The organism is Streptomyces sp. ISL-98 (genome assembly GCF_018614055.1).
GTDB lineage: Bacteria > Actinomycetota > Actinomycetes > Streptomycetales > Streptomycetaceae > Streptomyces > Streptomyces spiramyceticus.
The window spans coordinates 223,854-248,073 of sequence record NZ_JAGGPB010000043.1 but is presented as its reverse complement, the minus strand read 5'-3'; the positions used below and the strand labels follow the sequence as shown (position 1 = coordinate 248,073).

Sequence of the window (24,220 nt, the reverse complement as noted above, 5' to 3'; positions counted from 1 at the left end):
ATGGGCACATGCGTCGCACCGTTACCGTCGTCGCCCACCGCGGAGATCCGTACCGCGTCCGCGAGAACACCCTGGCCTCGATCCGCTCGGCGGTCGAACGGGGCGCGGACGCGGTCGAGATCGACGTCCGGCTCACGCGCGACGGTGTGCCCGTGCTGCTGCACGACTCCACCCTGAAGCGGCTGTGGGGCCCCGACCGGCCGCTCACGGACACCACCTGGGACGAGCTGCGCGTGCTGTCGGGCGGCGGGGTGCCCACCCTGGCCGAGGCGCTCCTCGCGGGGGGCTCGCACCGGCTGATGATCGACCTGCCGGGCGCCACCGCCTCTTCGGTACGCAAGGTGGTGGGCACCGTGCACGAGTGCGGTGCGGCCGAGCGGACGTACTACTGCGCGGGCTCGGACACCATGCTCGCCGTGCGGGCGGCCGATCCGGGCGCGGAAATCGCCATGACGTGGACGACGTCGGCCCCGCCCCGCCCCACTCTGATCGACGCGGTGAAGCCGCGCTGGATCAACTACCGCTTCGGTCTTGTCGATGCGGACCTCTGCGCGCGGGTGCACCGGGACGGGCTGCTGGTCTCGGCGTGGACCGCCGACACGAGGGTCACCATGCGGCGGCTGATCGCGCACGGGGTCGATTCGATCACCACCAACCGCGTCGACGCGCTGTACGGCATCCTGTCAGCGCGATAACGCGAAGCAGGGGGCTCAACGTGGACGCAGCACGGCTGACGGCTCGCATACGGTCGGCGAATCCCTGGGCGGTGGACCTCGGGATCACGCTGCTGGTGCAGGCGGCGGTGACGATCCCGTTCGTCGTGGACCGCCCGGCGGGCCAGCCACCGGCAACGTGGGATTCGTACGCGCTGACTTCGCTGATGGTGCTGCCGCTGGTGTGGCGCCGTAAGGCTCCTGTGGCGGTGGTGTTCGCCGTCATGCTGGCCGGGCTGCTGTACAAGCTCACGCTGGACGGCCCCGGCCAGCCGCTCCCCTACTCCGGCCTGATTGCCGTCTACACGGTCGCCGAGCTCTCGTCGGCCCGTGAGCGGCTGGGCATCGCCGCGCTGACTTTCACGGCCGTCTTCCCCTCCGTCGCCCTCAATTCGGGAGAGGCCAGGGAGCTCCTCTTCACGCTTCTCGTCTTCGGCGCAGCCTTCGCGTTCGGTCGGCTCGCGTACACGCGCAAGGCGTACACCGCCGCCGTGGAGGACCGGGCCGCGCAGCTGGAGCGGGCGAACCGGATCGAGGCCGAGCAGGCGACCGCCCGTGAACGGGCCCGTATCGCACGGGAGATGCACGACATCCTGTCGCACGCCGTCAGCATCATGATCGTCCAGGCGGAGGCAGGGCCGGTGGCCGTACGGGCCGCGCCCGAGCGCGCGGAGGCGGCATTCGACGCGATCTCGGAGACGGGGCGCGACGCGATGGTCCAGTTGCGGCGGTTGCTCGGCGTCCTGCGCGAGGACGCGACGAGTGGCACAGCGCACGAGCCGTCGGAGCCGCGGAAACCGCAGCCCGCGCTGGACGGACTGCCCGGCCTGGTGAAGCGGGTGGCGGGCAGCGGCCTGAAAGTCGGCTACGAAACCACGGGCCCGGCCCGCCCGCTCCCCCTCGACACCGAGGCCACCGTCTACCGCATCGTCCAGGAGGCGCTGACGAACGTCGTCAAGCACGCCGCCGCGCGGGCGGTCTCCGTACGGCTGGCGTACGGGACGGACGCGCTGCACATCACCGTCACCGACGACGGGCGCGGCCCCGCTCAGGTGCCGGGCACCACCACGGGTCACGGCCTGATCGGCATCCGGGAGCGGGCGGCTGCCCACGGCGGGACGGCGCGTACCGGGGCGGGTCCCGGCGGTCAGGGCTTCGAGGTCGTCGTACGCATACCGCTAGTAATCTCGCCGGTGGAGGTGGGGAGTTGACGATCCGTGTGGTGGTGGCCGACGACCAGGAACTGGTCCGCAGCGGCTTCGCGATGATCCTTGACGTACAGCAGGACATCGAGGTGGTTGCCGAGGCCGGCGACGGTGCACAGGCCGTCGAAGCCGTACGCCGTCTGGCCCCCGATGTTGCGCTGCTCGACATCCGGATGCCGGGCACGGACGGCATCCAGGCCTGCCGCACGATCTGCGCGGAGACCGCCTGCCGCACGGTGATGCTCACGACCTTCGACGCCGACGAGTACGTCTACGAGGCGCTGCACGCGGGGGCGAGCGGCTTCCTGCTGAAGGATGTACGCCGCGACGATCTGGTGCACGCGGTGCGGGTGGTCGCGGCAGGCGAGTCATTGCTCGCGCCTTCCGTGGCGCGGCGCCTGATCGCCGACTACACGGCGCGTCCGACGGTGATTTCCTCGGGGCGTCTCGATGTCCTGACCGCCCGGGAGCGGGAGACGTTGCTGCACCTGGCGCGGGGGCTGTCCAATGCGGAGATTGCGGCGGCGCTGGTGGTGAGCGAGCACACGGTGAAGACGCACGTGGGCAACGTGCTGTCGAAGTTGGGGTTGAGGGATCGGATCCAGGCTGTGATCTGCGCGTACGAGACCGGCCTGATCGCACCCGGCGCCGCCCCGAGCCAGGACGGTGGGGCGCCTGCGGCGCTGTTCCCCTACCCACACCGGTAGCCACCCCACCCCTCCTCCCCAAGCAGGAGAAACCGCCGCCGAACTCCCCCGTGCGAGCGAGTAATCCGCCCCCCAACAACCGCTCGCTCCGGCGATCCCCCACCACCTCGTGATCACCAGGATTAGGCCTGCCAACGCACAGCAGACCGAACCCCGACGGAGATCACACCATGAAGCCCCGCACCCGCCCCATCGCCACCGCCCTCCTCCTCAGCCTCGCCGCAGCCCCGCTCGCCACCGCCCCCGCCGCTCCCGCCTTCGCCTTTGCCGAATCCCCCTCCGCAGTCGCCACCGCACACGGGCCGAACACCGACGCCCTGCGCAAGGCAATCGCCGGCTTGCCCGACGAGGACGCCACCGCCGCCCTGGTCCGCGTCGCCGGCACCGACGGCACCTGGCGCGGCAGCGCCGGCGTCGCCGACCTCGCCACCGGGGGCAAGGCGATCGACGACGGCCGCTTCCGCGCCGGTTCGGTCACCAAGGTCTTCACCGCCGCGGTCGTGCTCCAGCTCGCCGCCGAGCGCAAGGTCAACCTGAACCGGCCCGTGCAGACGTACCTTCCCGGCCTGCTACCCCGTACCTTCAAGCCGGTCACCGTCCGCCAACTCCTCAACCACACCAGCGGAATCCAGGCCGCCGACGGCCCCGGAGACACGTTCGAGGAGCTGTACGCACACCGCTTCGACACCGTCGACCCACGGGACCAGATCGCGAACGCCGCCGCCAAAGGCCCGGAGTTCAAGCCCGGCACCAAGCAGCACTATCTGAACATCAACTACACCGTCCTCGGCCTGCTGATCGAGAAGCTCACCCACACCTCGTACGAACAAGCCGTCGGCGACCGGATCCTCGCGCCGCTGGCTCTCCGCCACACCTCCTTCCCCGGCTCCGACCCGAAGATCCACGGCCCGCACAACCGCGGCTACCAGAGGGTCGAAAAGGCCGACGGAACGGCCGAGCTGCGCGACGTCACCGAGTGGAATTCCTCCGACCGCTGGGCGGCGGGCGACATCGTCTCCACCACCGCCAACCTGGAGCGCTTCACGCTCGCGCTGTTCCGCGGCCGGGTCGTGCCGCAGGCACAGCTGGAGGAGATGTTCACCGTCCCGAAGGTGAAGGACGCCGAGTCCGGCGAGGACGCGCAGCTCACGGCGGGCCTGTCGCGTCTGGTGCTCCCCGACGGCACAGTCGCCTGGGGCAAGACCGGCGGTCGGTACGGCTACAACACCGCCATCGGCGGGACCCGCGACGTGTCCCGCACGCTCGTCTACTGCGTCAACGCGACCGACGCGAAGGGCGAGGGCATGAACCCGGTGGCGCTGGACATCGTCTTCGCCGCCTTCTCGGACCGAAGCAACTGACCGACTGGCATCCTGCGGACATGACGACCACGGAAGCCGCCGCCTCAGAGTTCGAATCGCACCGCCCCCGGCTGTTCTCGCTCGCGTACCGGATGCTCGGTTCGGCGAGCGAGGCCGAGGACGTCGTACAGGACACGTATCTGCGCTGGAGCAAGGCCGACCGCTCCGCCGTCCGTACACCGGCGGCCTGGCTGACCAAGGTCATGACGAACCTCTGCATCAACCAGCTCACCTCCGCCCGCGCCCAGCGCGAGCTGTACGTCGGGCCCTGGCTCCCGGAGCCGGTGTTCACCTCGCGCGATGAGCTCGGCCCGCTGGAGACCGCCGAGCAGCGCGAATCGGTGTCGTTCGCGCTGCTCACACTGATGGAGCGGCTCACTCCGGGCGAGCGCGCGGTGTTCGTACTGCGCGAGGCGTTCGGGCACAGCCACCGGGAGATCGCCGAGGTCCTCGACATCGAGGAGGCGAACTCGCGGCAGCTGCACCGCCGGGCCCGCGAACAGCTCGGCCGCCCGCGAAGGCACTTCGACGTCGACGACGCACAGCGCAAGAAGGTCGTCGAGCGCTTCTTCGCCGCCACCCTCGAAGGTGATGTGGCCGGCCTGGAGCAGCTGCTCGCCGATGACGTGGTCGCCTGGTCCGACGGGGGCGGCCAGGTGTCCGCGGCGCGTCGGCCGATCAGCGGACGCGAGAAGGTGCTCCGCTACCTGCTGGGCCTGGGTGCGCGGCCCGAGGCGGCGCAGGTGAGGGGCGAGTACGCCGAGGTGAACGGCGAGCCCGCGGTCGCCGTCTTCGCAGGCCGGATGCTGCTCGGCGTCATCGTGCCGGAGGTCGGCGACGGCCGGGTCAGCGCGGTCCGTACGGTCATCAACCCGGGGAAGCTCGCTTACGCCGCCGCCCAGCTCGCGTGATCCACTGCACAGTCGGAGCTGTCACGGACCGGCCCGCCCACCGGTTCAGGAGGCATGACGCATCACATCGTGGTTCTGGGAGCCGGGTACGCCGGACTGGCCGCCGCAAAGGGCGCGGCCCGCAAACTGCGCCGCAGCAACGTACGCATCACGCTGGTCAACGCCGCAGGCCATTTCGTCGAGCGGGTACGCCTGCACCAGCTCGCCGCCGGCCAGCGTCTGAAGGAGCTGCCGCTGGACAACCTCCTCGCCGGTACGGGCATCGAGCTGGTCGTCGCCCGGGTGACCGCCGTCGACGCCGCCGCCCGTACGGTCCGTGTCGACTCCGCTCCGCACGCCATCGGATACGACACCCTCGTCTACGCCCTCGGCAGCGCGGCCGACACCGCCCCCGTCCCCGGCGCCGCCGCGCACGCACCGGCGGTGGCCACCTACGACGACGCGGCCCGCCTGCGCGAACGTACGGCGGGCGCGGGCGGCCAGGGCTCGCTCGTCGTGGCCGGCGCAGGCCTGACCGGCATCGAGGCTGCCACCGAGCTGGCCGAGGCGTACCCGGGGCTCAAGGTGCAGCTGGTCACCGGGGGCGAGCTCGGCGCCGGGCTGTCGGAGCGCGGCCGGCACTACCTCCGCGCCGCCCTGGCCCGGCACGGCGTCGCACTGCGCGAGCACACCCGCGTTGCCGAAGTGGCCGCCCATGGCCTGGTCCTGGCCGACGGGGGCGAGATCCCGGCCGACGCGGTCGTGTGGGCGGCCGGATTCCGCGTACCGGACCTGGCGCGCGAGGCCGGTTTCGCGGTCGACGCACGGGGCCTGATCACGGTCGACGCGACGCTGCGCTCGACCTCCCACCCGGAGGTCTTCGCGGCGGGCGACGCGGCTGCGGCGTACGGACCGGGTGGCGCCGCATCCCGCATGTCCTGCCAGACGGGCCTGCCGATGGGGGCGTACGTCGCGGGCAGCGTCGCCGCGGCCGTCACCGGCCGCACGCCCAGGCCGCTGCGCCTGCGTTACGTCTGGCAGAACATCAGCCTCGGCCGCCGCGACGGCCTCACCCAGTTCACCCGCGCCGACGACAGCCCGGTCGCCGCCGTCCTCACCGGCCGGGCCTCGGCCCGCTTCAAGGAGGCGGTGACGAGGGGCACGGTGCTGGCCCTGCGCCGCTGACTCAGGCCGCCACCGGGACCGCGAGCTTGACCGGTGCGGTCAGCGCCTCCAGTTGCTTGATCCTGCGGCGTACGACGTACAGCGGGATGACGCCGAAGACCCCGAAGGACATGTCGATGACCGACCACCAGAAGGGAATGCCGCGAATCGGCCCGCAGATAAGCGCGAGCGGGATGATCCCGGCGCAGGCGATCATCCCGAACTCGACGACCCAGATGTTGCGTACGGGATCGCGGTACGGGCCGTAGAAGGCGACGGCGATGACGAGGTGCGCGAAGGCCAGCCAGTCGGTCCCGTAGAGGACGAAGGGGTACGTGGCATCGGTGGCGTCGAGGCCCGCCCGTACGCGCTCGATCCACTCCATCAGCCCGGGAAAGTGCTCGGGCACCGGGGAGCCCGAGGACTTCAGCAGGCTTTCGAGCCAGTGCAGTTCGGTGACGAGCGGGAAGGCGGTCAGCCCGCTCAGCACCAGACAGACGATGAAGAAGAGCAACCACACGCGTATACGCCGCCGGACGGCGTTCGCCTCATTCATATCCGCAGCGTACGCCCGCATTTACCTGCCCTTTACGTCGCCCCCGCCGCCCCCGGCCGCTGCCTCCCCAGCACGCGCCGCGCCACCACGTGCGAGACGGCCGTAGCAGCTCCGGCCAGGGCAAGGCCCTGCACGGCGTCCCGCGCACGCGTCGGCCGCAGCACACCGGACCGGCGCAGTCGGCCGCGCGCCCAGAGCGAGAAGGGCACCACGATCAGCGGCGAGGTGGCGACGCCGGGGGTGTAGCCGCGTACAGCGGCGGCCTGGGCCATGTGCACCAGGCCGTGCAGCCCGAAGCCGTAGAGCGTCGACTGGTAGAAGCCGGAGCGCCCGCCGGAGCGGTGTCCGGCGACGGCGGCCGAGGCGACGATCGTGCCCATCACGCCGACGGCGACGGCGAATTCGCGCTCGTCCGCGGACTCCAGGGCCCGCCATATCCGCTCGGGGACCTGCGGGAACCGCTTGCGCAGCCGGGGTACGTTCTCGCGCATCCACCTCGGCAGCGTCGCCAGTTCCTCGATGTCGTGCAGGGCCCAGGCGGCGAACAGGCCGTACGTCACAGCGGCGTTCACGCGATCGCGTTCAGCGCAGTCAGCTCGGTCAAGTCGGTCAACTCGGTCAGCACTCATGATCGTCAGTCTGCTAGAGCCCCACGATCGCGTTCCACGTTTTCGCGAACTCGACGCGTTCCTCGGACGTGATGTCCCGCGCGATCGCCAGCCGCCGACGCATCGCATCGTCGGGGAAGATCAGCGGATCCTCGGCGAGTGCGGCCGTCTCCTCGTCCTTGGAGGACGCGAGGACGTCGCGCGCGGCCGGCACCGGACAGACGTAGTTGACCCAGGCAGCCAGCTCCGCCGCGACTTCCGGCTCGTAGTAGTAGTCGACGAGCTTCTCGGCGTTGCGCTTGTGGCGGGCAAGGTTGGGGATCATCAGGCTCTCCGCCCACAGCTCCGCGCCCTCCTCCGGCACCACGAACTCGATGTCGGGGTTGTCCGCGCGAAGTTGGATGACGTCGCCCGAGTACGCCTGGCACGCCAGTACGTCGCCGCTCGCAAGGTCCTTGATGTAGTCGTTGCCCGTGAAGCGCCTGATATGGCGGCGCTGCACCAGCTTCTCGACCTGCTCGCACATCTCGTGGAAGTCGTCGGCGCTCCAGCGGGTGACGTCCGCGCCGTTGCCCTGCATCAGCAGCGCGAAACTCTCGTCGAGCCCGGAGAAGAGCGTCACCTTGCCGCGCAGATCGTCGGCCCACAGCTGGGTGGTGGAGCGGATGTCGTGGCCGAGCTTCTTGCGGTTGTACGCGATGCCGGTGATCCCGGACTGCCAGGGGACGGAGTGGGTGCGTCCCTCGTCGAAGGCGGGGGTGCGCAGTTGGGGGTCGAGGTACTTGGCGACGTTGGGCTGTTTCGCCCGGTCCATCTCCTGAACCCAGCCGAGGCGTACGAACCTGGCGGCCATCCAGTCGCTGATGACGACGAGGTCCCGGCCGGTCTCCTGGTGGTTCATCAGCGCGGGGCTGATCTTCCCGAAGAACTCGTCGTTGTCGTTGATCTCTTCGGTGTAGCGGACGGATATCCCGGTGCGCTCGGTGAAGGCGTCGAGGGTGGGCCGCTGCGACTCGTCCTCGTCGTCGGTGTCGATGTACAGCGGCCAGTTGGCGAACTGAAGGCTGTGATCGCGCTCCGAGCGGTCGTCGGCGGCCCGGTCGCCCGGCTCGACGTACGCGGCGGGCACCCCGCAGCCGGCGAGTGCGGCCAGCGCACCTGCCGTACCGAATCCGCGGAGCAGCGTACGACGCGACACACCACCAAGATCACTCATGGCCCCCACCCTCGCCCCGCGCACGAAAGGCGGGCAATAGACAGTCTGTCTATTGCCCGCCTCTGTGGAACAGCGTCCTGATCAGCCCGTTCAGATCGGCTGGTTCAGATCGGCAGCCGGTTCGATCAGCCCTCGATCGAGGTCATCACGTGCTTGATGCGCGTGTAGTCCTCGAAGCCGTACGCCGACAGGTCCTTGCCGTAACCGGACTTCTTGAAGCCACCGTGCGGCATCTCCGCGACCAGCGGGATGTGGGTGTTGATCCACACGCAGCCGAAGTCGAGCTTCTTGGACATGCGCATCGCACGCGCGTGGTCCTTGGTCCACACCGAAGACGCCAGCGCGTACTCGACGCCGTTGGCCCACTCGGTGGCCTGCGCCTCGTCCGCGAAGGACTGGACGGTGATGACGGGGCCGAAGACCTCGTTCTGGATGATCTCGTCGTCCTGCTTGAGGCCGGAGACGACGGTCGGGGCGTAGAAGTAGCCCTTGTCGCCGACCCGGTGGCCGCCGGACTCGACCTTGGCGTGGGCGGGCAGGCGCTCGATGAAGCCGCTGACCTGCTTGAGCTGGTTGGCGTTGTTGAGCGGGCCGTACAGCACGTCCTCGTCGTCCGGCTGCCCGGTCTTCGTGTCCGCGGCGGCCTTCGCCAGCGCGGTCACGAACTCGTCGTGGATCGACTCGTGTACGAGCACGCGCGTCGCGGCCGTACAGTCCTGGCCGGCGTTGAAGAAGCCCGCGACCGAGATGTCCTCGACGGCCTTGGCGATGTCGGTGTCCTCGAAGACGACGACCGGCGCCTTGCCGCCCAGCTCCAGGTGGACGCGCTTGACGTCCTTGGCGGCGGACTCGGCGACCTGCATGCCGGCCCGTACGGAACCGGTGATGGAGGCCATCGCGGGGGTCGGGTGCTCGACCATCGCGCGGCCGGTCTCACGGTCGCCGCAGACGACGTTGAAGACGCCCTTGGGGACGATCGAGCCGATGATCTCGGCCATGAGGACGGTCGAGGCGGGCGTCGTGTCCGACGGCTTGAGGACGACCGTGTTGCCCGCGGCGAGCGCCGGGGCGAACTTCCATACGGCCATCATCATCGGGTAGTTCCACGGTGCGACCTGCGCGCAGACGCCGACCGGCTCGCGCCGGATGATGGAGGTCAGACCCTCCATGTACTCGCCGGCCGAGCGGCCTTCGAGCAGTCGTGCCGCGCCCGCGAAGAAGCGGATCTGGTCCACCATCGGCGGAACTTCCTCGGTGCGGGTGAGCCCGAGCGGCTTGCCGGTGTTCTCGGACTCGGCCGCGATCAGGTCCTCGGCGCGCTCCTCGAACGCGTCCGCGATCTTGAGCAGCGCCTTCTGGCGCTCGCCGGGCGTGGTGTCGCGCCAGGCCGGGAAGGCCCGGGCGGCGGCGGCCATCGCGGCGTCGACGTCCTCCTGGCCGGACAGCGGCGAGGTTGCGTACACCTCGCCCGTGGCCGGGTTGACCACCTCGATGGTCCGCCCGTCGGCGGCTTCGCGGAACTCTCCGTCGATGTAGTTGCGCAGGCGACGCAGTTCGGTGGTCACTGCCACCCTCCCTCTCAGATGTCCGATGGGTGAGACTCCCACCCTAGTCGCTCAGGTATCGCTTTCGACATACCTACCCGCCGTCAACTTCGGATTCAGTGAGATCTTGACGCCTGAACAACGAATTTCATCGGTTTGGGGTTGCAAGACGGACGAGACCCGTGCACAGTGAAGACGTGGCCAGTAGAAGCGCAGATTCCAGAACCGGGAACGGGTCGTCACCAACGGTCGACGCCGTCTCTCTGGCGATCATCGAGCAGCTCCAGGAGGACGGACGCCGTCCTTATGCCGCCATCGGCAAGGCCGTGGGCCTCTCCGAGGCGGCAGTGCGCCAGCGCGTACAGAAGCTGCTCGACCAGGGCGTGATGCAGATCGTCGCCGTCACCGACCCCCTCACCGTGGGCTTCCGGCGGCAGGCCATGGTCGGCATCAATGTCGAGGGCGACCTCGACCCCGTCGCCGAAGCGCTGACGGCCATGGCCGAATGCGAGTACGTGGTGATGACCGCGGGCTCCTTCGACCTCATGGTGGAGATCGTCTGCGAGGACGACGACCACCTGCTCGAAGTGATCAACAAGAGGATCCGCACGCTCCCCGGTGTGCGGTCCACCGAAAGCTTCGTCTACCTCAAGCTGAAGAAGCAGACCTATATGTGGGGAACCCGATAGTCGTGAGCAAGGACCTCTCCAAGACCGCGTACGACCACCTGTGGATGCACTTCACCCGCATGTCGTCCTACGAGAACGCACCCGTGCCCACCATCGTGCGTGGTGAGGGCACCTACATCTACGACGACAAGGGCAAGCGCTACCTCGACGGCCTCTCCGGCCTGTTCGTCGTCAACGCCGGCCACGGCCGTCACGAGCTTGCCGAAACGGCGTACAAGCAGGCGCAGGAGCTGGCCTTCTTCCCGGTGTGGTCGTACGCCCACCCGAAGGCCGTAGAGCTGGCCGAGCGCCTCGCGAACTACGCGCCGGGCGACCTCAACAAGGTCTTCTTCACCACCGGTGGCGGCGAGGCCGTCGAGACCGCGTGGAAGCTGGCGAAGCAGTACTTCAAGCTCACCGGCGAGCCGACCAAGTACAAGGTCATCTCCCGCGCGGTCGCCTACCACGGCACCCCGCAGGGCGCCCTGTCGATCACCGGCCTGCCGGCCCTGAAGGCGCCCTTCGAGCCGCTCGTCCCGGGTGCGCACAAGGTTCCGAACACCAACATCTACCGCGCCCCGATCTTCGGTGACGACCCGGAGGCCTACGGCCGCTGGTGCGCCGACCAGATCGAGCAGGAGATCCTGTTCGAGGGCCCCGAGACGGTCGCCGCCGTCTTCCTGGAGCCGGTGCAGAACGCCGGTGGCTGCTTCCCGCCGCCGCCCGGGTACTTCCAGCGGGTCCGCGAGATCTGCGACCAGTACAACGTGCTGCTCGTCTCCGACGAGACGATCTGCGCCTTCGGCCGCCTCGGCACGATGTTCGCGTGCGACAAGTTCGACTACGTACCGGACATGATCACCTGCGCCAAGGGCATGACCTCGGGCTACTCCCCGATCGGCGCGTGCATCATCTCCGACCGCCTGGCGGAGCCGTTCTACAAGGGTGACAACACCTTCCTGCACGGCTACACCTTCGGTGGCCACCCGGTCTCCGCGGCCGTCGGTATCGCCAACCTCGACCTGTTCGAGCGTGAGGGCCTCAACCAGCACGTCCTCGACACCGAGAACGCGTTCCTCACCACGCTGCAGAAGCTGCACGACCTGCCGATCGTCGGCGACGTACGCGGCAACGGCTTCTTCTACGGCATCGAGCTCGTGAAGGACAAGGCCACCAAGGAGTCCTTCACGGACGAGGAGACGGAGCGCGTGCTCTACGGCTTCCTCTCCAAGGCGCTGTACGACAACGGTCTGTACTGCCGCGCCGACGACCGTGGCGACCCGGTCGTCCAGCTCGCGCCGCCGCTGATCTCCAACCAGGAGACCTTCGACGAGATCGAGGGCATCCTGCGTCAGGTGCTGACGGAGGCCTGGACCAAGCTCTGATCATATGACCCAATCGCGGCCCGGATGCCCCCGTTCGAGTGAGAACGGGGGCATCCGGGCCGCGCGCTTTCCACGCCACCACGCCTCGAATCCTTACGGTGCAGTGACCGATCGGCCCCGTCTTCGTTCCCCCGTACGGGGGACGGGATATCTGCTGTGACACTGCAAGACGTGCTGTGACACTCAAGACGTGAGGTGTACGCCATGGTGGCCCCGCCGGACAACGATGTGCTCTGGGCACGGTCCCTGCACTACTCCCACAGCGGCTCCCCTGCCCTCACGGGCGTGTCGCTCGGTGTGCGCGAGGGCGAGATCCTCGCCGTCAACGGCCCGCGGGCAAGCGGCAAAACGACTCTGCTGCGGTGCCTCTCCGGTCAGCTGGTCCCACAGCAGGGCGAGGTGTGGTTCAACAGCACACCCGTGCACACCATGGGGCCGGTGGTACGTGAGCGGCTGCGCCGCGACCGGTTCGGCTGGATCGACTCCGAACCCCGGCTCGTACCGGAACTGAACGCCTGGGAAAACGCGGCCCTCCCCCTTCTCCTGCACGGCGCCTCGCACCGCGCCGCGAAGAAGGCCGCCATGGAATGGCTGGAGCGGCTCGACATCGCCATGATCGCCCGGAAGCGTCCGGCGGACCTCCTGCAGTCCCAGCGTCAGCGCGTCGCCGTCGCCCGCGCCCTCGTGACCACGCCCTCGGTGATCTTCGCGGACGAGCCGACGGCGCCGCTGCACCAGACCGACCGTGCGCAGGTCCTGCGTACGCTCACCGCCGCCGCCCGGTCGCACAGGATCACGGTCCTCCTCGCGACGCACGACGCGGAGGTGGCGACGCTCGCGGACCGTACGGTCTCGCTGCTCGACGGCCGCCGCGTCAACTCTGTGCAGGCGGATGGTGTGGAAGGCCGGGCCGCGTGCTCGCTCTCCGTCTAGCCCGCGGTAGCCACCCGATCGTCCTGCTGCGCCGCCTGCTGGTCGCGGCTGCGTCGGCCGGCGTAGGTTTCCTCCTCCTGTGCACGCTGGGGTACGCCGTCGGACACCCGGCGCACTCCACCGGCTCCCTGCTGCGCCTGCTCTGGTGCCTGGCCCCGGTCACGGCAACGGTGCAGTTCGCGGTGGCGGTGGCCAGGACCGACCCCAGCGCCGGTCCGCGGCGGGCCGGGCTCTCCGCCGTCGGCCTCGGTCCGGTGCAGCTCGCGGCGCTCGCCGCCGTGTCCACGGCCGTCTCGTGCACCCTGGGCAGCTCACTGGCCCTGCTCTTCTTCCTCCACCTGCGCGGCGACCTCAGCGGCCTGCCCTTCGACGGTGCCGCGGCCGGGCTGCTGGCCGCGCACCAGCCACTGCCGCTGGCCGCCGCGCTCACCCTGCTCTGCGTGGTACCGGTGGCGGCGGCGACCGCGAGCTCCATGGCCCTGCGCCCCCGCCCCGCCAAGCCGTCCGACGAACCGGCCCCCGCGCATCCGGTGCACACGGGCCTGCCCTGGGGTGCGGCGCTCACGGCGGCGGGCCTGGCGGTGGAGGCGTACACGAGCGAAGGCACGCCCGACGCTCCGCTCGCGCTGCCGGGCCGGATCGACGTCCTCCCGGCGGGCGTCCTGGTGGGCTGGGCCCTCACCGCGCTGGGCCTGGCCCTGGCCGGCCCCGGCCTGACGTACCTCTGCGGCCGCGTACTCCAGTCGGTACGCCCCGGGGCCGTACGCCTGCTGGCGGGCCGGGTCCTGATGGACGAATCCCACCGCATCGGCCGCCCGCTGGGCGTGGTCTGCGCGGTGGCGTCGGCCGCGATCGCCGCAGCCACCCTGTACGACGCCGGCGCCACCCCGCACCCCGTCGGCCCGCTGACGGGCCTGGGCGCGACCCTGGTGCTGGGCTGCACGGTGGCAACGCTGCTGACGGCGACGCTGGAGTCGAAACACGCCCGTACGGAAACCACGAAGGCCCTGGTACGCCTGGGCGCCCCCACACAGGCGCTACGCGCGGCGGCGGCCCTGAGAGCGGCGGCACTACTGACGACGTTCGCCCCGCTGACGTGGGCGGTGGCAGAGCTGGCGGCACTGCCTTTGAAGCCCTGACACGAGTGCCCCGAAGTCCCCCGGTGCTTCCTCCTGGCGCCCAGGGGCCCCAGCGGCCTCGTGCGTCGCGCGGCGGAGCCGCAACCGCACAAGGGAGAAGGGGCGGGCAGGGGAAAATCCACCGCCACGCACCCCCTCCCCCGATGCCTCCCCGGCCAGGGCCTAGCATCTGCGGGTGCCTCAACTCACGGACCATGACTACGAGATCGAAACCATCGCCGAGTTCGACGAAGCCGTTTCGCGCGGCTCGCTCGACGGCTACCGCGTCCAGTCCGTCGATCTGACGGCCCGTACGTCCGCGCTCCTCGCGGTCGCCACATCCGGCGCGATATTCCTCGGCTGCCCCATGCACCCCGACGGCGCGGCAAAGGTACGCGCGGACGGCGCCCTCGTCTTCCCGCCCGTCCCCGGCCTGCCGTTCAACCCGTACCGGGGGCATCTCTACACCCCCGACGACCTCTTCGAGAACCTGGCCGACAGCTACGAAGCCACGCCGGACGCCCTCGCGTACGCCTGGTTCCAGCGCACCAAGGCCGACGGCGACATATTCGCCTCGATGCTGCGCTCCATCCACGACGACGCGGTCTCCGACGCCCTCGACGAGCGCCTCGCCGGCGCCCGGGTGGTCGGCGTCATGGGCGGCCACGCCATGGCGCGGGGCACGGACGCCTACGCCGGCGCCGCCCACCTCGGCCGCACGCTCGCGCGCGAGGGCCTGACCGTGGCCACCGGAGGCGGCCCCGGCGCGATGGAGGCCGCCAACCTCGGCGCGTACATGTCCCCCTTCCCGGACGACACCGCACTGGACGACGCCCTGGCCCTCCTCGCCAAGACCCCGTCCTTCACCCCGTCGATCTCCGACTGGGCCCGCGCCGCCTTCGAACTCCGCGACCGCTGGCCCTCCGGCGGCGACTCCATCGGCATCCCCACCTGGTTCTACGGCCACGAGCCGCCGAACGCCTTCGCGGGCCACATCGCGAAGTACTTCGCCAACGCCACCCGCGAGGACGGCCTGCTCGCACGCTGCAACGCGGGCGTCATCTTCCTGCCCGGCGCGGCCGGCACGGTCCAGGAGATCTTCGACAACGCGACCCCGAACTACTACGAGTCGCGCGGCGAACCGACCCCCATGGTCCTGGTCAACCGCACCCACTGGACCGAGCACCTGCCCACCTGGCCGCTGCTCCAGTCCCTGGCGAAGTCCCGCTCGATGGAGTCCCGCATCGCCCTGGTCGACACGGTCGAAGAGGCACCGGCGGCACTGGCCCGGCTCACGGGTCGTACAAGCGCGCCGCCGCACGCTCAGCCGTAGGGCCGATCCGCCGCTCCCCCGAGCGGCGGACCGGGACCGTCCCCCGGCCGGACGCCCCACACCCGCCCCCGACGCCACGCTCCCCGTATGGGAATCAAGAACTTACGGGCGACCTGGCCGGCGTGGGCCGGGCGGGCCGCCCTCGCATGGTCGGCCGCGTACGCCACAGGGGCAGCGATCGCCGCGCTCGGCCCACGCCTCGGCTACTCGATCGCGCACAAAGGGCGCGGCACCGGCGCCGAATGGTCGCTGACCGCGGTCTACGCCGCCACCGCCCTCCTCGCGTACGTCATGCTCCGGCGCCCCGGCCTCCGATGGCCGCCCCGGGTCGCCTGGGCGGTGGTCGCGCTCTGCCTGATGTCGGGCTTCGGCTTCCTGCTCGCTCCGACCTATCTCCTCGCCCTCCTCTCCCGTAACCAGCCCCCGGTTGACTGGGCAGGGCTGGCGAACCAAGGCGTGGCTGTGGCCGGCGCCGTGCTGTGGGCGTGGGCGGCACTCGCCTACCAGCGGCGTGCGCGCGGCGTCTGCCCGTACTGCGGCAACAGCGGCCACACCAACACCACCCGGCCCGTCGCCATCGGCCGCCGCACCCGGGCGGGCCTGCTGGGAGCGGCCGCCCTGCTGCCGTACGTCACGCTCAAGACGGCCTGGGCACTCGGCTCGACCGTCGGCTACACCGGCGACGGCAGGCCCGGCGTCGACCCGGAGTACACGAGCAACGCGGGGATCTGGCTGTACGACCACGGGGTCGACATCACCGCCGTACTGGCCCTGATCCGCCGGGGTCGGACGGCAGCGGCGACGGCAGCACCACGACGTCCTCCGCCGCGAAGGCCACCCCCACCTCCGCTCCCTCGTCCGGTGCGTCCCACAGCGAGCACTCGGCCTCCAGCTGCGGGGCGTTCGCGGGCTGCAGAAGTACGGCGACATGGTTGCCGCGGAAGGTACGGGCCGTCACCGTGCACGGCAGGCCGTCCTCGGCCGGCACCATCCGGACGCCTGCCGGGCGGACCAGGAGACGGTTTTCGCCCTGCGCCGCCCCTGCCGGGACGGGGACCTTGCCCCACACCGTGTCGGCGGCCTTGCCGCTGATCGTCGCGGGGACGACATTGTCGAAGCCGAGGAAGCGGGCGACGAACTCGGAGGCCGGCCGCTGCCAGACCTCAAGCGGCGTGCCGGTCTGCGCGATGCGCCCTTCGCACATCACCACCACCCGGTCGGCGAGCGCGAACGCCTCGCCCTGGTCGTGGGTGACGGCCAAGACGGTCGTACCCAACTGCCCGAAGAGCTGGCGCAGTTCGACCACGAGGCGTTCACGCAGACCGCGGTCGAGCTGGCCGAGCGGCTCGTCGAGCATCAGCAGCTTCGGCTGCGGGGCGAGCGCCCGCGCGAGCGCGACCCGCTGCTGCTCGCCGCCCGACAGCGTGGCGATCGCGCGGCGCTGCGCCCCCGGCAGGCCGACAAGCTCCAGCAACTCCTGCACCCGCCGCACCTGTTCGGCCTTGGCCGCGCCCCGCATCCGCAGCCCGAAGGCGACATTGCCGCCGACGTCCCGCTGCGGGAAGAGCTGATGGTCCTGGAACATCAGGCCGACACCGCGCCGGTGCACCGGCACTCCGCGCTGGTCGCGCCCGTCGAGCAGTACCCGGCCGGCGTCGGCGCTCTGGAGCCCGGCAACGACCCGCAGCAGCGTGGACTTCCCGCTGCCGCTCGGCCCGAGCACGCACACGATCTCGTGGTCCGCGACCTCCAGATCCACCGCGTCGAGCACCGCGCGCTTCCCGAACCGCACGGTCGCCCCGTCGAGCCGCAACATCAGAACTCCCCCGACCGGTCAGTACGAATACGCTCAAGGACCAGCAGCGACACCGCGCACACCACCATCAGAATCGTGCTCAGGGCCATCGCCTGACCGTAATTGAGGTCCCCTGCCCGCCCGAGCAGCCGCGCCACGGCCACCGGCAGCGTCGGATTGTCGGGCCGTGCGATGAAGACGGTCGCCCCGAACTCGCCCAGCGACACGGCGAAAGCGAACCCGGCCGCCACAAGCAGCGCCCGCCGCACCATCGGCAGGTCGACCTCCCGCCAGGCCCGCAGCGGCGAAGCACCGAGCACCGCCGCCACCTCGCGCAGCCTGCTGTCGACCGCCCGGAGTACGGGAAGCATGGTCCGTACGACGAAGGGCACCCCGACCAGCGCCTGCGCCAGCGGCACCAGAATCCACGACGTACGCAGATCCAGCGGGGGCCGGTTCAGGGTGATCAGGAAACCGAAGCCGACAGTCACGGCGGACACGCCCAGCGGCAGCATCAGCAACGCGTCGAAGCCGCGCACGAGCCGCCCCGCCCGCCGGGTCAAGGCCGCAGCCGCGAGCCCCCCGACGGCCACTGCGATGGCGGTCGCCACCAGGGCGTACTGCAGCGAATTCCACACCGCTTCCAGCGGCGGCACGAGGAAGGTGCCCCCGTTCGCGGCCGCCGACTGAAGCGCGCGGTAGTACGTGAAGCCATAGCCGTCGGGCCCGTCCAGCGACCGCTCGACGAGCACCCCGAGCGGCAGAAGGATCAGCACCACCACCGTGGCGAGCACCCCGCCGAGCAACGCCCACTGCCCCGCCCCGCGCGGCCGCCGGGCGGTCTGCGCCGGGTCGACCAGCTTCAGGGCGGTTTCCCTGCGCCGTACGGTCCACGCGTGTACGGCGAGAATCGCACCCACGGCCGCCAACTGCACCAGCGTCAGCACGGCCGCCGTCGGCAGGTCGAGCAGCTGCGCGGTCTGCCGGTAGATCTCCACCTCAAGGGTGGAGTAGGCGGGGCCGCCCAGGATCTGTACGACACCGAAGGAGGTGAAGGTGAAGAGGAAAACCATCAGCGCGGCGGCCGCCACGGCGGGCACGAGGGCCGGCAGTGTCACCCGCCGCCAGGCCGCGAACCGCCCGGCGCCGAGCACCCGCGCCGCCTCCTCCTGGCGCGGGTCGAGCTGCGACCACAGGCCGCCCACGGTCCGTACGACCACCGCGTAATTGAAGAAGACGTGCGCGAGGAGGATCGCCCACACGGTCGTGTCGAGCCGTACGCCCCACAGCTCGTCGAGCAGCCCGCCCCGCCCCAGCATCGCCAGGAACGCGGTGCCGACGACGACCGTCGGCAGCACGAAGGGCACGGTGACGACGGCCCGCAGCAGCTGCTTGCACGGGAAGTCGAGCCGCGCGAAGACGTACGCCGCCGGGAGGGCGATCAGCAGGGTCAGCGCCGTCGACGCCACCGCCTGCCACGTCGTGAACCACAGGACGTCCAGAATGTCCGGGTCGCCGAGCACCTCGCCGACCCGGCCGAACTGCCAGACGCCTTCCGCCTTGAGCCCGCGACCGACGATCGCGACCACGGGATAGGCGAAAAAGAGTGCGAAGAACGCGACGGGACCAGCCATGAGGCCGAGCCGCACCGCGCTCCCGCGCACGCTTGTGGCTACTTCAGGACGAGCGAGGACCACGACTTGACCCACTGCTCACGGTTGTCGGCGATCTTGTCGGGCGCCACCGTATGCGGCTTGTCGATCACCACGCCGTGCTCTGTGAACAGCTCGGGCAGCTTCGCGTCCTTGATCACCGGGTTGACGAACATGTTCAGCGGCATGTCCTCCTGGAACTTCTTCCCGATGAGGAAGTCGATGAGCGCCTTGCCGCCCGCCTCGTTCTCGGCGCCCTTCAGCAGGCCGGCGAACTCGGTCTGCCGGAAGCAAGTGCCGGTCGCGACGCCGGTCGGCGCCTCCTTGGGCTGCGGCTCCGCGTAGAGCACCTCGACGGGCGGGCTGGAGGCGTACGAGACGACGAGCGGCCGGTCGGCCTTGGCCTTTTTGCCGCCCGCGGACCCCGAGAACTCCTCGTTGTACGCCTGCTCCCAGCTGTCGACGACCTTGACGCCGTTGTTCTTCAGCTTCTTCCAGTAGCCCTGCCAGCCGTCGTCGCCGTACTGCGCGACCGTGCCGAGGAGGAAGCCGAGACCGGGCGAGGAGTTCCCGGCGTTCTCGGTGACGAGAAGGTTCTTGTACGCCGGCTCGGCCAGGTCGTCGAAGGACTTCGGCGGCGCGAGCTTCTTGTCGGCGAAGTACTTCTTGTCATAGTTGACACAGATGTCGCCGGTGTCGATGGGCGTGACCCGGTGCTTGTCGCCGTCCAGCTGAAGGGCGGCCGGGACGTTGTCCAGTCCCTTGGCCTCGTACCGCGTGAAGAGATCGTTGTCGAGAGCGCGCGAGAGGAGGGTGTTGTCGACGCCGAAGAAGACGTCGCCGCGCGGGGAGCCCTTGGTCAGGATCTCCTGGTTGAGGGCGGCGCCCGCATCCCCGCTCTTGAGGACCTTGACGGTGTAGCCGGTCTCCTTGGTGAACGCCTTCAGTACGGCGTCGGAGGCGGCGAACGAGTCGTGGCTGACGAGCGTGACGGTCTTCGACTTCGATCCGGTGGACGACTCCTCGTCACCGGAACCGCCGCACGCAGCCAGCGTCGAGACGCCGAGCGCCGCGGCCAGGGTGGTGACGGCGAACTTCTTGGTGGTGCTCACTGAATTCCTCCTGGGCAACCAGGAAGAGACGCGGCCCTGCCCACGGAAAATGGGCAGGGCGCAACAGCTCGAGTAGTGACCGAACTTCCTACCCAGAATGACCTGGGCAAGGTTCAGAGGGTCTGCGGCTGCTGCTTCATGAAAAGCGTGCCGCACTCTCAGCGCTGTGGCGCTCCCCTGTCGGAATATGTAAATGTGCGGCCCACGTTACACGGGCCCCTCTACCGCTCCGAAGCTGCCAGCTGCCCGCACGCTCCGTCGATCTCCTGGCCACGCGTGTCCCGTACGGTCACGGGCACGCCATGGGCGGCGATCGCCTCGACGAAGGCCTTCTCGTCCTCGGGACGGGAGGCGGTCCACTTCGAGCCCGGCGTCGGGTTGAGCGGGATCAGGTTGACGTGCACACGCTTGCCCTTGAGGAGGCGGCCGAGCAGGTCACCGCGCCACGCCTGATCGTTGATGTCGCGGATCAGCGCGTACTCGATGGAGATCCGGCGGCCGGACTTCTCGGCGTACTCCCACGCCGCGTCCAGCACCTCACGCACCTTCCAGCGCGTATTGACCGGCACGAGCGTGTCGCGCAGCTCGTCGTCCGGCGCGTGCAGCGACACGGCGAGGCGGCACTTGAAGCCCTCGTCCGAGAAGCGCTGCATCGCCGGGACCAGGCCCACCGTGGACACGGTGATCCCACGCTGCGAGAGGCCGAGTCCGTCCGGCTCGGGGTCGGTCAGCCGCCGGATGGCGCCCACGACCCGCTTGTAGTTGGCGAGCGGCTCGCCCATGCCCATGAAGACGATGTTGGACAGCCGGGCGGGCCCGCCGGGGACCTCACCGTCGCGCAGCGCGCGCATGCCGTCCACGATCTGGTGCACGATCTCGGCGGTCGACAGATTGCGGTCGAGCCCCGCCTGCCCGGTCGCGCAGAACGGGCAATTCATGCCGCACCCGGCCTGCGAGGAGATGCACATGGTGACCCGGTCCGGGTAGCGCATCAGCACGGACTCGACGAGCGTGCCGTCGTGCAGCTTCCACAGGGTCTTACGGGTCGTGTCGTCGTCGCAGCTGATGTGCCGCAGCACGGTCATCAGGTCGGGCAGCAGCTCCGCCTGGAGCCTCTCGCGCGAACCGGCGGGAATGTCGGTCCACTCCGCGGGGTCGTGCGCGTACCGCGCGAAGTAGTGCTGCGAAAGCTGCTTGGCACGGAACGGCTTCTCGCCGATCGCAGCCACGGCCTCGCGGCGCTCGGCGGGCGTGAGGTCGGCGAGATGCCGCGGGGGCTTCTTGGCTCCGCGCGGCGCGACGAAAGTGAGTTCTCCAGGTACAGGCATGGTTCTTCCAGTGTGGCAGACAGCCTGTGGTCCTCACGGTCGTCGCCTGCTCAGGTGGCACCAAGCTCGCCCCCGGCTGGTCAACATTGGTCGTTGTCGGTCGCCATCGGCGGCCCTCCGACGGCCCACAGACGGCCCGGCCACGCCCCTGCAACCGTGACCCATCGCACCAGAGGTCAGCAGCGGGCGAGGCCGTACACCGAGGGCTAGAATCGAATGTGTGTCCGAAAACCTCTCTCGACTGCAGCGCCTACGCATAGTGCGTGAGTGGCAGGCGTACCAGCTAGGACGAACGGACCGGACGATCGCTGAGCTGGAAGCACGCGAAGCTTTGACCGTCCGCGCTGCTCGCACGCTTCCGCCGGCAGCGCCTGAGTGGAAGCTCTCGCTACTGCGCACAGTGCATGGGGCCCAGGTCGACGCGGTGCACACGGGCGACTGCGCAATGAGCGGGAAGAGAACGCAGTCGATGACGCGCGAGCAGGCACTGCGCGCACTTACGGAAGACGGCATCACGGCTTGCCCGTACTGCCGACCAGACCGAGAGCTCGGAGTGCTTTGAATCGCGAGCTGCTGGACTTTGAGGGTATGAGCGACGCACCGATCGTCATCCACCGTGCGACCGGAACAGGCGGTCGTCGAGTGACGATCCGTGGCCAGGTCGCGGGCCTCGCCCGCAGTGACAGCGACGTAGTCGAGTTTCTACGCCGAGCTGGCCTGCCGGACGCTGCCGAAGTGATGGACGCCCCTCGGTGGACCGAGTGGCAGGGCGGCCGTCCGCACGAGTACGGGGCGACCTAGCACGACCACCCGGCAGCACCCCGTAGAGACCGCCACCCATGGCGCTGCTGATCACCTCGGTCGGCCGGATCCAGCTCGGCCAGGGCCACCGCTCTGAGGGAACGGCTTTCAAGACCGCTCGTGCCGCCCCTCTCTCGGCCTCCTGACCAGTGAGGCAACCGCTTCAAGACCTCCGAACCCGGTGCTCTTGGCCGGAGGTTGGCCACAGCCGACCCCGCGCCTCCGCTCGAGTCAGCCCCAAGATCTACTCAGCACTCGTAATGATCACGCTCGTAGGGGCCCCAACACGCTTTCCAACTGTGTTGCTGGGGTTTTGGGCTGCGTGCAAGGGCGTTCACCAGCGTTCATGAGTGGCTGGCACGCGGACCGCGCCGTGCTCCTGGTCTCATCTGAACGGCCGTGAACGGGGCTGAATGAGACGGAAACTGAGACGGACGGCAGGCTGAGCGAAGTGCTGGGCTCGGATCGCCCTTGCGCGCCACCTCGGATCGCGTTGGCTGCCAAACACGCCGAGGGCGAGTGAGGGGGTGGCCTGCACGCTTGGGAAGTTCGACCGGGTGGGCCCTGCCAGGGGCACCTGACCGCGTGAGGGCCGACGGCCCGTGACCGTTCAACTTCTTCACTCGTTGGAGCAGTTCGTCGTATACGCCTCAACCAATTGACCGGTCGGCTCCTCACAGGTGGGAGGAGCGCGCGAGGTGGAAGATGGAAGTGAGAGAAGGGAGGCGTCATGACGTTCCCCAACACGCCGGATCGTGACCCAGACCTCCGGTCCGCAGCCGTCAGGCACCCCTATGAACGCTCAAGGTTGACGCTCGCCATGTGCTGTATGGCGATCATCGTTCCTCTGATGGTCGCCATCATGACACAGTTCCCCCTATACGTCCTCGCCATTCTCCTCTTTGTCGGTGCCTACTGGTTCCACCTCCGCCTTGGGAAAGCCCGTCTTCTCGGTCGGGCAATCAAGGTGACACCGGAAAGCTTTCCGGCACTGCATGCCGAGCTCGCCGGACTCCAACGAAAACTTGACTATCACCGCACTGTCGACGTCTACGTGGCCGACGAGGTCGAGGGCAAGGTGGCGATGACTAACCTGCTGGGGACCCGTGTACTCCTCATCGAGGGGTCAATTGCGGCCGACCTTCAGGAGGAGGGGCCGAAGCCCCTGCGCTTCGTCCTCGGGGGCTTCATCGGTTCCCTCAAGGCCCGGCACCAGCGACTGGCCGTCGCCGTGATCATTCTCGACTACATGAAGTGGACACGCTTCATCAATCCCTGGATCCGGCCCTACTATCGGGCGTCGGAATACACGTGCGATCAGATCGGGTATCTCTGTTCCGGAAGTTTGGATGCCTCACTCGGCGCGATAGCCCGACTCGCTGTCGGCAAGGAAATGGCTCCTGAAATGTCCCCTTCGGGCGTTCTAGCTCAGGCGCATCGAGTGGGCCGAGATCTCCTTCCGCGATTCTCCCAGCTATCCCAGGACAGCCCGCACTTGGTGAACCGCTACGTCAACCTCGTCGCCTTCGCCGCGCGGGTCCGGCGAGCCGACTTCGAGAGATTCCAGGCCAGCCTGAACGCGCATGACCAGAGCCTCCTCAGAGACTTGCTGATTCAATCACCGCATCCCCGCCAGGCCGGGGCAATTCCCCAGCCAGCGGCCCGCTGAGACTCACCGAGTAGTGCGTTCGGCACGTCATCTAGTGGCTCGAACTGATGAAACAGGCACGCGAATGGAGCGGAAGTAGACGTGATCTCTTGGCGTGGCTAATCGGCCGACACTGACTTTGCGTGAGGTCGGTGTAGCGGCTTTGGGCTACCTAAAGCCGCGGAGCCGACCGCCCCAGTGCTGGCCGTTTTCGCCCTGGCCAAGTCGCCTCGCTCCAGCCGCGCGACCGGCGCAGCCAGGGACGGAGCGGGGCGGAGACAGGAGCGTGGTCCCCGGCGGGGAGCCGGGGAGCGCGCGGCGAGCGGAGCGAGCCGCCTTGATGAAGTAGGGAAAGTTCTACCGCGCAGACTGGGGCGGTCCTCAAGACCAGTCCACCTACCGCCTCGACAATGCACTGACCTCGACAAACGAGCCGCGTCGCCCGCAACGCCGGTCTTCCTGGCCAGAGGTTGGCCACCTTGG

22 protein-coding genes and 1 riboswitch are annotated in these 24,220 nt (G+C 69.5%); of the genes, 14 read left to right on the top strand and 8 right to left on the bottom strand.

The genetic code is table 11. The features are described 5' to 3' along the window. Window positions 1–8: 8 nt before the first annotated feature. From J7I98_RS28240 to J7I98_RS28215, 6 genes are all read left to right on the top strand, one after another. The gene (locus J7I98_RS28240) at window positions 9–695 is read left to right on the top strand and encodes a glycerophosphodiester phosphodiesterase (RefSeq protein ID WP_214927841.1); all 687 of its coding nucleotides are present in this window, start codon (window positions 9–11) and stop codon (window positions 693–695) included. 20 nt (window positions 696–715) lie between these two features. Further along, window positions 716–1,924: a sensor histidine kinase gene (locus tag J7I98_RS28235; protein WP_308377967.1), complete on the top strand. Its 1,209-nt coding sequence runs from the start codon at window positions 716–718 to the stop codon at window positions 1,922–1,924. Then, window positions 1,921–2,625 carry a response regulator transcription factor gene (locus tag J7I98_RS28230; RefSeq protein WP_214927840.1) on the top strand — a complete coding sequence of 235 codons (705 nt, stop codon included), beginning with the start codon at window positions 1,921–1,923 and terminating at the stop codon, window positions 2,623–2,625. The genes J7I98_RS28235 and J7I98_RS28230 overlap by 4 nt, the downstream gene beginning before the upstream one ends. A gap of 170 nt (window positions 2,626–2,795) precedes the next feature. Next, the gene (locus J7I98_RS28225) at window positions 2,796–3,986 is read left to right on the top strand and encodes a serine hydrolase (RefSeq protein ID WP_214927839.1); all 1,191 of its coding nucleotides are present in this window, start codon (window positions 2,796–2,798) and stop codon (window positions 3,984–3,986) included. Window positions 3,987–4,006: 20 nt separating this feature from the next. After that, window positions 4,007–4,897 (top strand): RNA polymerase sigma-70 factor, encoded by an 891-nt coding sequence (locus J7I98_RS28220; RefSeq protein ID WP_214927838.1) that lies wholly within the window; start codon window positions 4,007–4,009, stop codon window positions 4,895–4,897. Between the two features lie 54 nt (window positions 4,898–4,951). Beyond that, window positions 4,952–6,061, top strand: a complete 1,110-nt coding sequence (locus J7I98_RS28215; RefSeq protein WP_214927837.1) for an NAD(P)/FAD-dependent oxidoreductase — start codon at window positions 4,952–4,954, stop codon at window positions 6,059–6,061. 1 nt (window position 6,062) lies between these two features. Here J7I98_RS28215 and J7I98_RS28210 read toward each other — a convergent pair whose 3' ends face one another. The 4 genes from J7I98_RS28210 to J7I98_RS28195 form a co-directional block, all read right to left on the bottom strand. Continuing rightward, window positions 6,063–6,596 carry a hypothetical protein gene (locus J7I98_RS28210; protein ID WP_214927836.1) on the bottom strand — a complete coding sequence of 178 codons (534 nt, stop codon included), beginning with the start codon at window positions 6,594–6,596 and terminating at the stop codon, window positions 6,063–6,065. 32 nt (window positions 6,597–6,628) lie between these two features. Further along, entirely contained in the window at window positions 6,629–7,225 is a 597-nt protein-coding gene (locus tag J7I98_RS28205) for an HXXEE domain-containing protein (RefSeq protein WP_214927835.1), read from the bottom strand. 13 nt (window positions 7,226–7,238) lie between these two features. After that, complete coding sequence (locus tag J7I98_RS28200; protein WP_214927872.1) at window positions 7,239–8,402, bottom strand: spermidine/putrescine ABC transporter substrate-binding protein; 1,164 nt, start codon at window positions 8,400–8,402, stop codon at window positions 7,239–7,241. A gap of 143 nt (window positions 8,403–8,545) precedes the next feature. Next, complete coding sequence (locus tag J7I98_RS28195; RefSeq protein WP_214927834.1) at window positions 8,546–9,985, bottom strand: gamma-aminobutyraldehyde dehydrogenase; 1,440 nt, start codon at window positions 9,983–9,985, stop codon at window positions 8,546–8,548. A gap of 161 nt (window positions 9,986–10,146) precedes the next feature. Between J7I98_RS28195 and J7I98_RS28190 the strand changes: the two genes are divergently transcribed. From J7I98_RS28190 to J7I98_RS28170, 5 genes are all read left to right on the top strand, one after another. Further along, window positions 10,147–10,653, top strand: a complete 507-nt coding sequence (locus J7I98_RS28190) for an Lrp/AsnC family transcriptional regulator (protein WP_214927833.1) — start codon at window positions 10,147–10,149, stop codon at window positions 10,651–10,653. Then, window positions 10,638–12,017, top strand: coding sequence for an aspartate aminotransferase family protein (locus J7I98_RS28185; protein WP_214927832.1), 1,380 nt, complete (start codon window positions 10,638–10,640; stop codon window positions 12,015–12,017). Before J7I98_RS28190 ends, J7I98_RS28185 begins: the two co-directional genes overlap by 16 nt. Before the next feature lie 204 nt (window positions 12,018–12,221). Continuing rightward, window positions 12,222–12,950: an ABC transporter ATP-binding protein gene (locus J7I98_RS28180; RefSeq protein WP_214927831.1), complete on the top strand. Its 729-nt coding sequence runs from the start codon at window positions 12,222–12,224 to the stop codon at window positions 12,948–12,950. Next, window positions 12,932–14,089 (top strand): hypothetical protein, encoded by a 1,158-nt coding sequence (locus tag J7I98_RS28175; protein WP_214927830.1) that lies wholly within the window; start codon window positions 12,932–12,934, stop codon window positions 14,087–14,089. The genes J7I98_RS28180 and J7I98_RS28175 overlap by 19 nt, the downstream gene beginning before the upstream one ends. A 175-nt stretch (window positions 14,090–14,264) precedes the next feature. Then, entirely contained in the window at window positions 14,265–15,401 is a 1,137-nt protein-coding gene (locus J7I98_RS28170; RefSeq protein WP_308377965.1) for an LOG family protein, read from the top strand. A gap of 754 nt (window positions 15,402–16,155) precedes the next feature. Here the strand turns inward: J7I98_RS28170 and J7I98_RS28165 are convergent. From J7I98_RS28165 to rlmN, 4 genes are all read right to left on the bottom strand, one after another. Next, a complete protein-coding gene (locus J7I98_RS28165) occupies window positions 16,156–17,217 on the bottom strand; it encodes an ABC transporter ATP-binding protein (protein WP_214927829.1) in 1,062 nt (353 codons plus the stop codon). Next, window positions 17,217–18,830 carry an iron ABC transporter permease gene (locus J7I98_RS28160; RefSeq protein WP_214927870.1) on the bottom strand — a complete coding sequence of 538 codons (1,614 nt, stop codon included), beginning with the start codon at window positions 18,828–18,830 and terminating at the stop codon, window positions 17,217–17,219. Before J7I98_RS28160 ends, J7I98_RS28165 begins: the two co-directional genes overlap by 1 nt. A gap of 38 nt (window positions 18,831–18,868) precedes the next feature. Further along, window positions 18,869–19,960: a thiamine ABC transporter substrate binding subunit gene (locus J7I98_RS28155; RefSeq protein WP_214927828.1), complete on the bottom strand. Its 1,092-nt coding sequence runs from the start codon at window positions 19,958–19,960 to the stop codon at window positions 18,869–18,871. A gap of 67 nt (window positions 19,961–20,027) precedes the next feature. Further along, window positions 20,028–20,149, bottom strand: a riboswitch (TPP riboswitch). 32 nt (window positions 20,150–20,181) lie between these two features. Continuing rightward, window positions 20,182–21,288, bottom strand: coding sequence for a 23S rRNA (adenine(2503)-C(2))-methyltransferase RlmN (gene rlmN / locus J7I98_RS28150; protein ID WP_214927827.1), 1,107 nt, complete (start codon window positions 21,286–21,288; stop codon window positions 20,182–20,184). Between the two features lie 220 nt (window positions 21,289–21,508). Here rlmN and J7I98_RS41385 point away from each other — a divergent pair, with 220 nt between their 5' ends. The 3 genes from J7I98_RS41385 to J7I98_RS28140 all read left to right on the top strand — a co-directional run bounded on the left by J7I98_RS41385 (window position 21,509) and on the right by J7I98_RS28140 (window position 23,758). Beyond that, complete coding sequence (locus J7I98_RS41385; protein WP_308377964.1) at window positions 21,509–21,850, top strand: DUF6233 domain-containing protein; 342 nt, start codon at window positions 21,509–21,511, stop codon at window positions 21,848–21,850. A gap of 26 nt (window positions 21,851–21,876) precedes the next feature. After that, window positions 21,877–22,089, top strand: coding sequence for a hypothetical protein (locus J7I98_RS28145; RefSeq protein WP_214927826.1), 213 nt, complete (start codon window positions 21,877–21,879; stop codon window positions 22,087–22,089). A 730-nt stretch (window positions 22,090–22,819) separates the two neighbouring features. Beyond that, on the top strand, window positions 22,820–23,758 hold the full coding sequence (locus J7I98_RS28140; protein ID WP_214927825.1) for a hypothetical protein: 939 nt from the start codon (window positions 22,820–22,822) through the stop codon (window positions 23,756–23,758). Window positions 23,759–24,220: the final 462 nt, after the last annotated feature.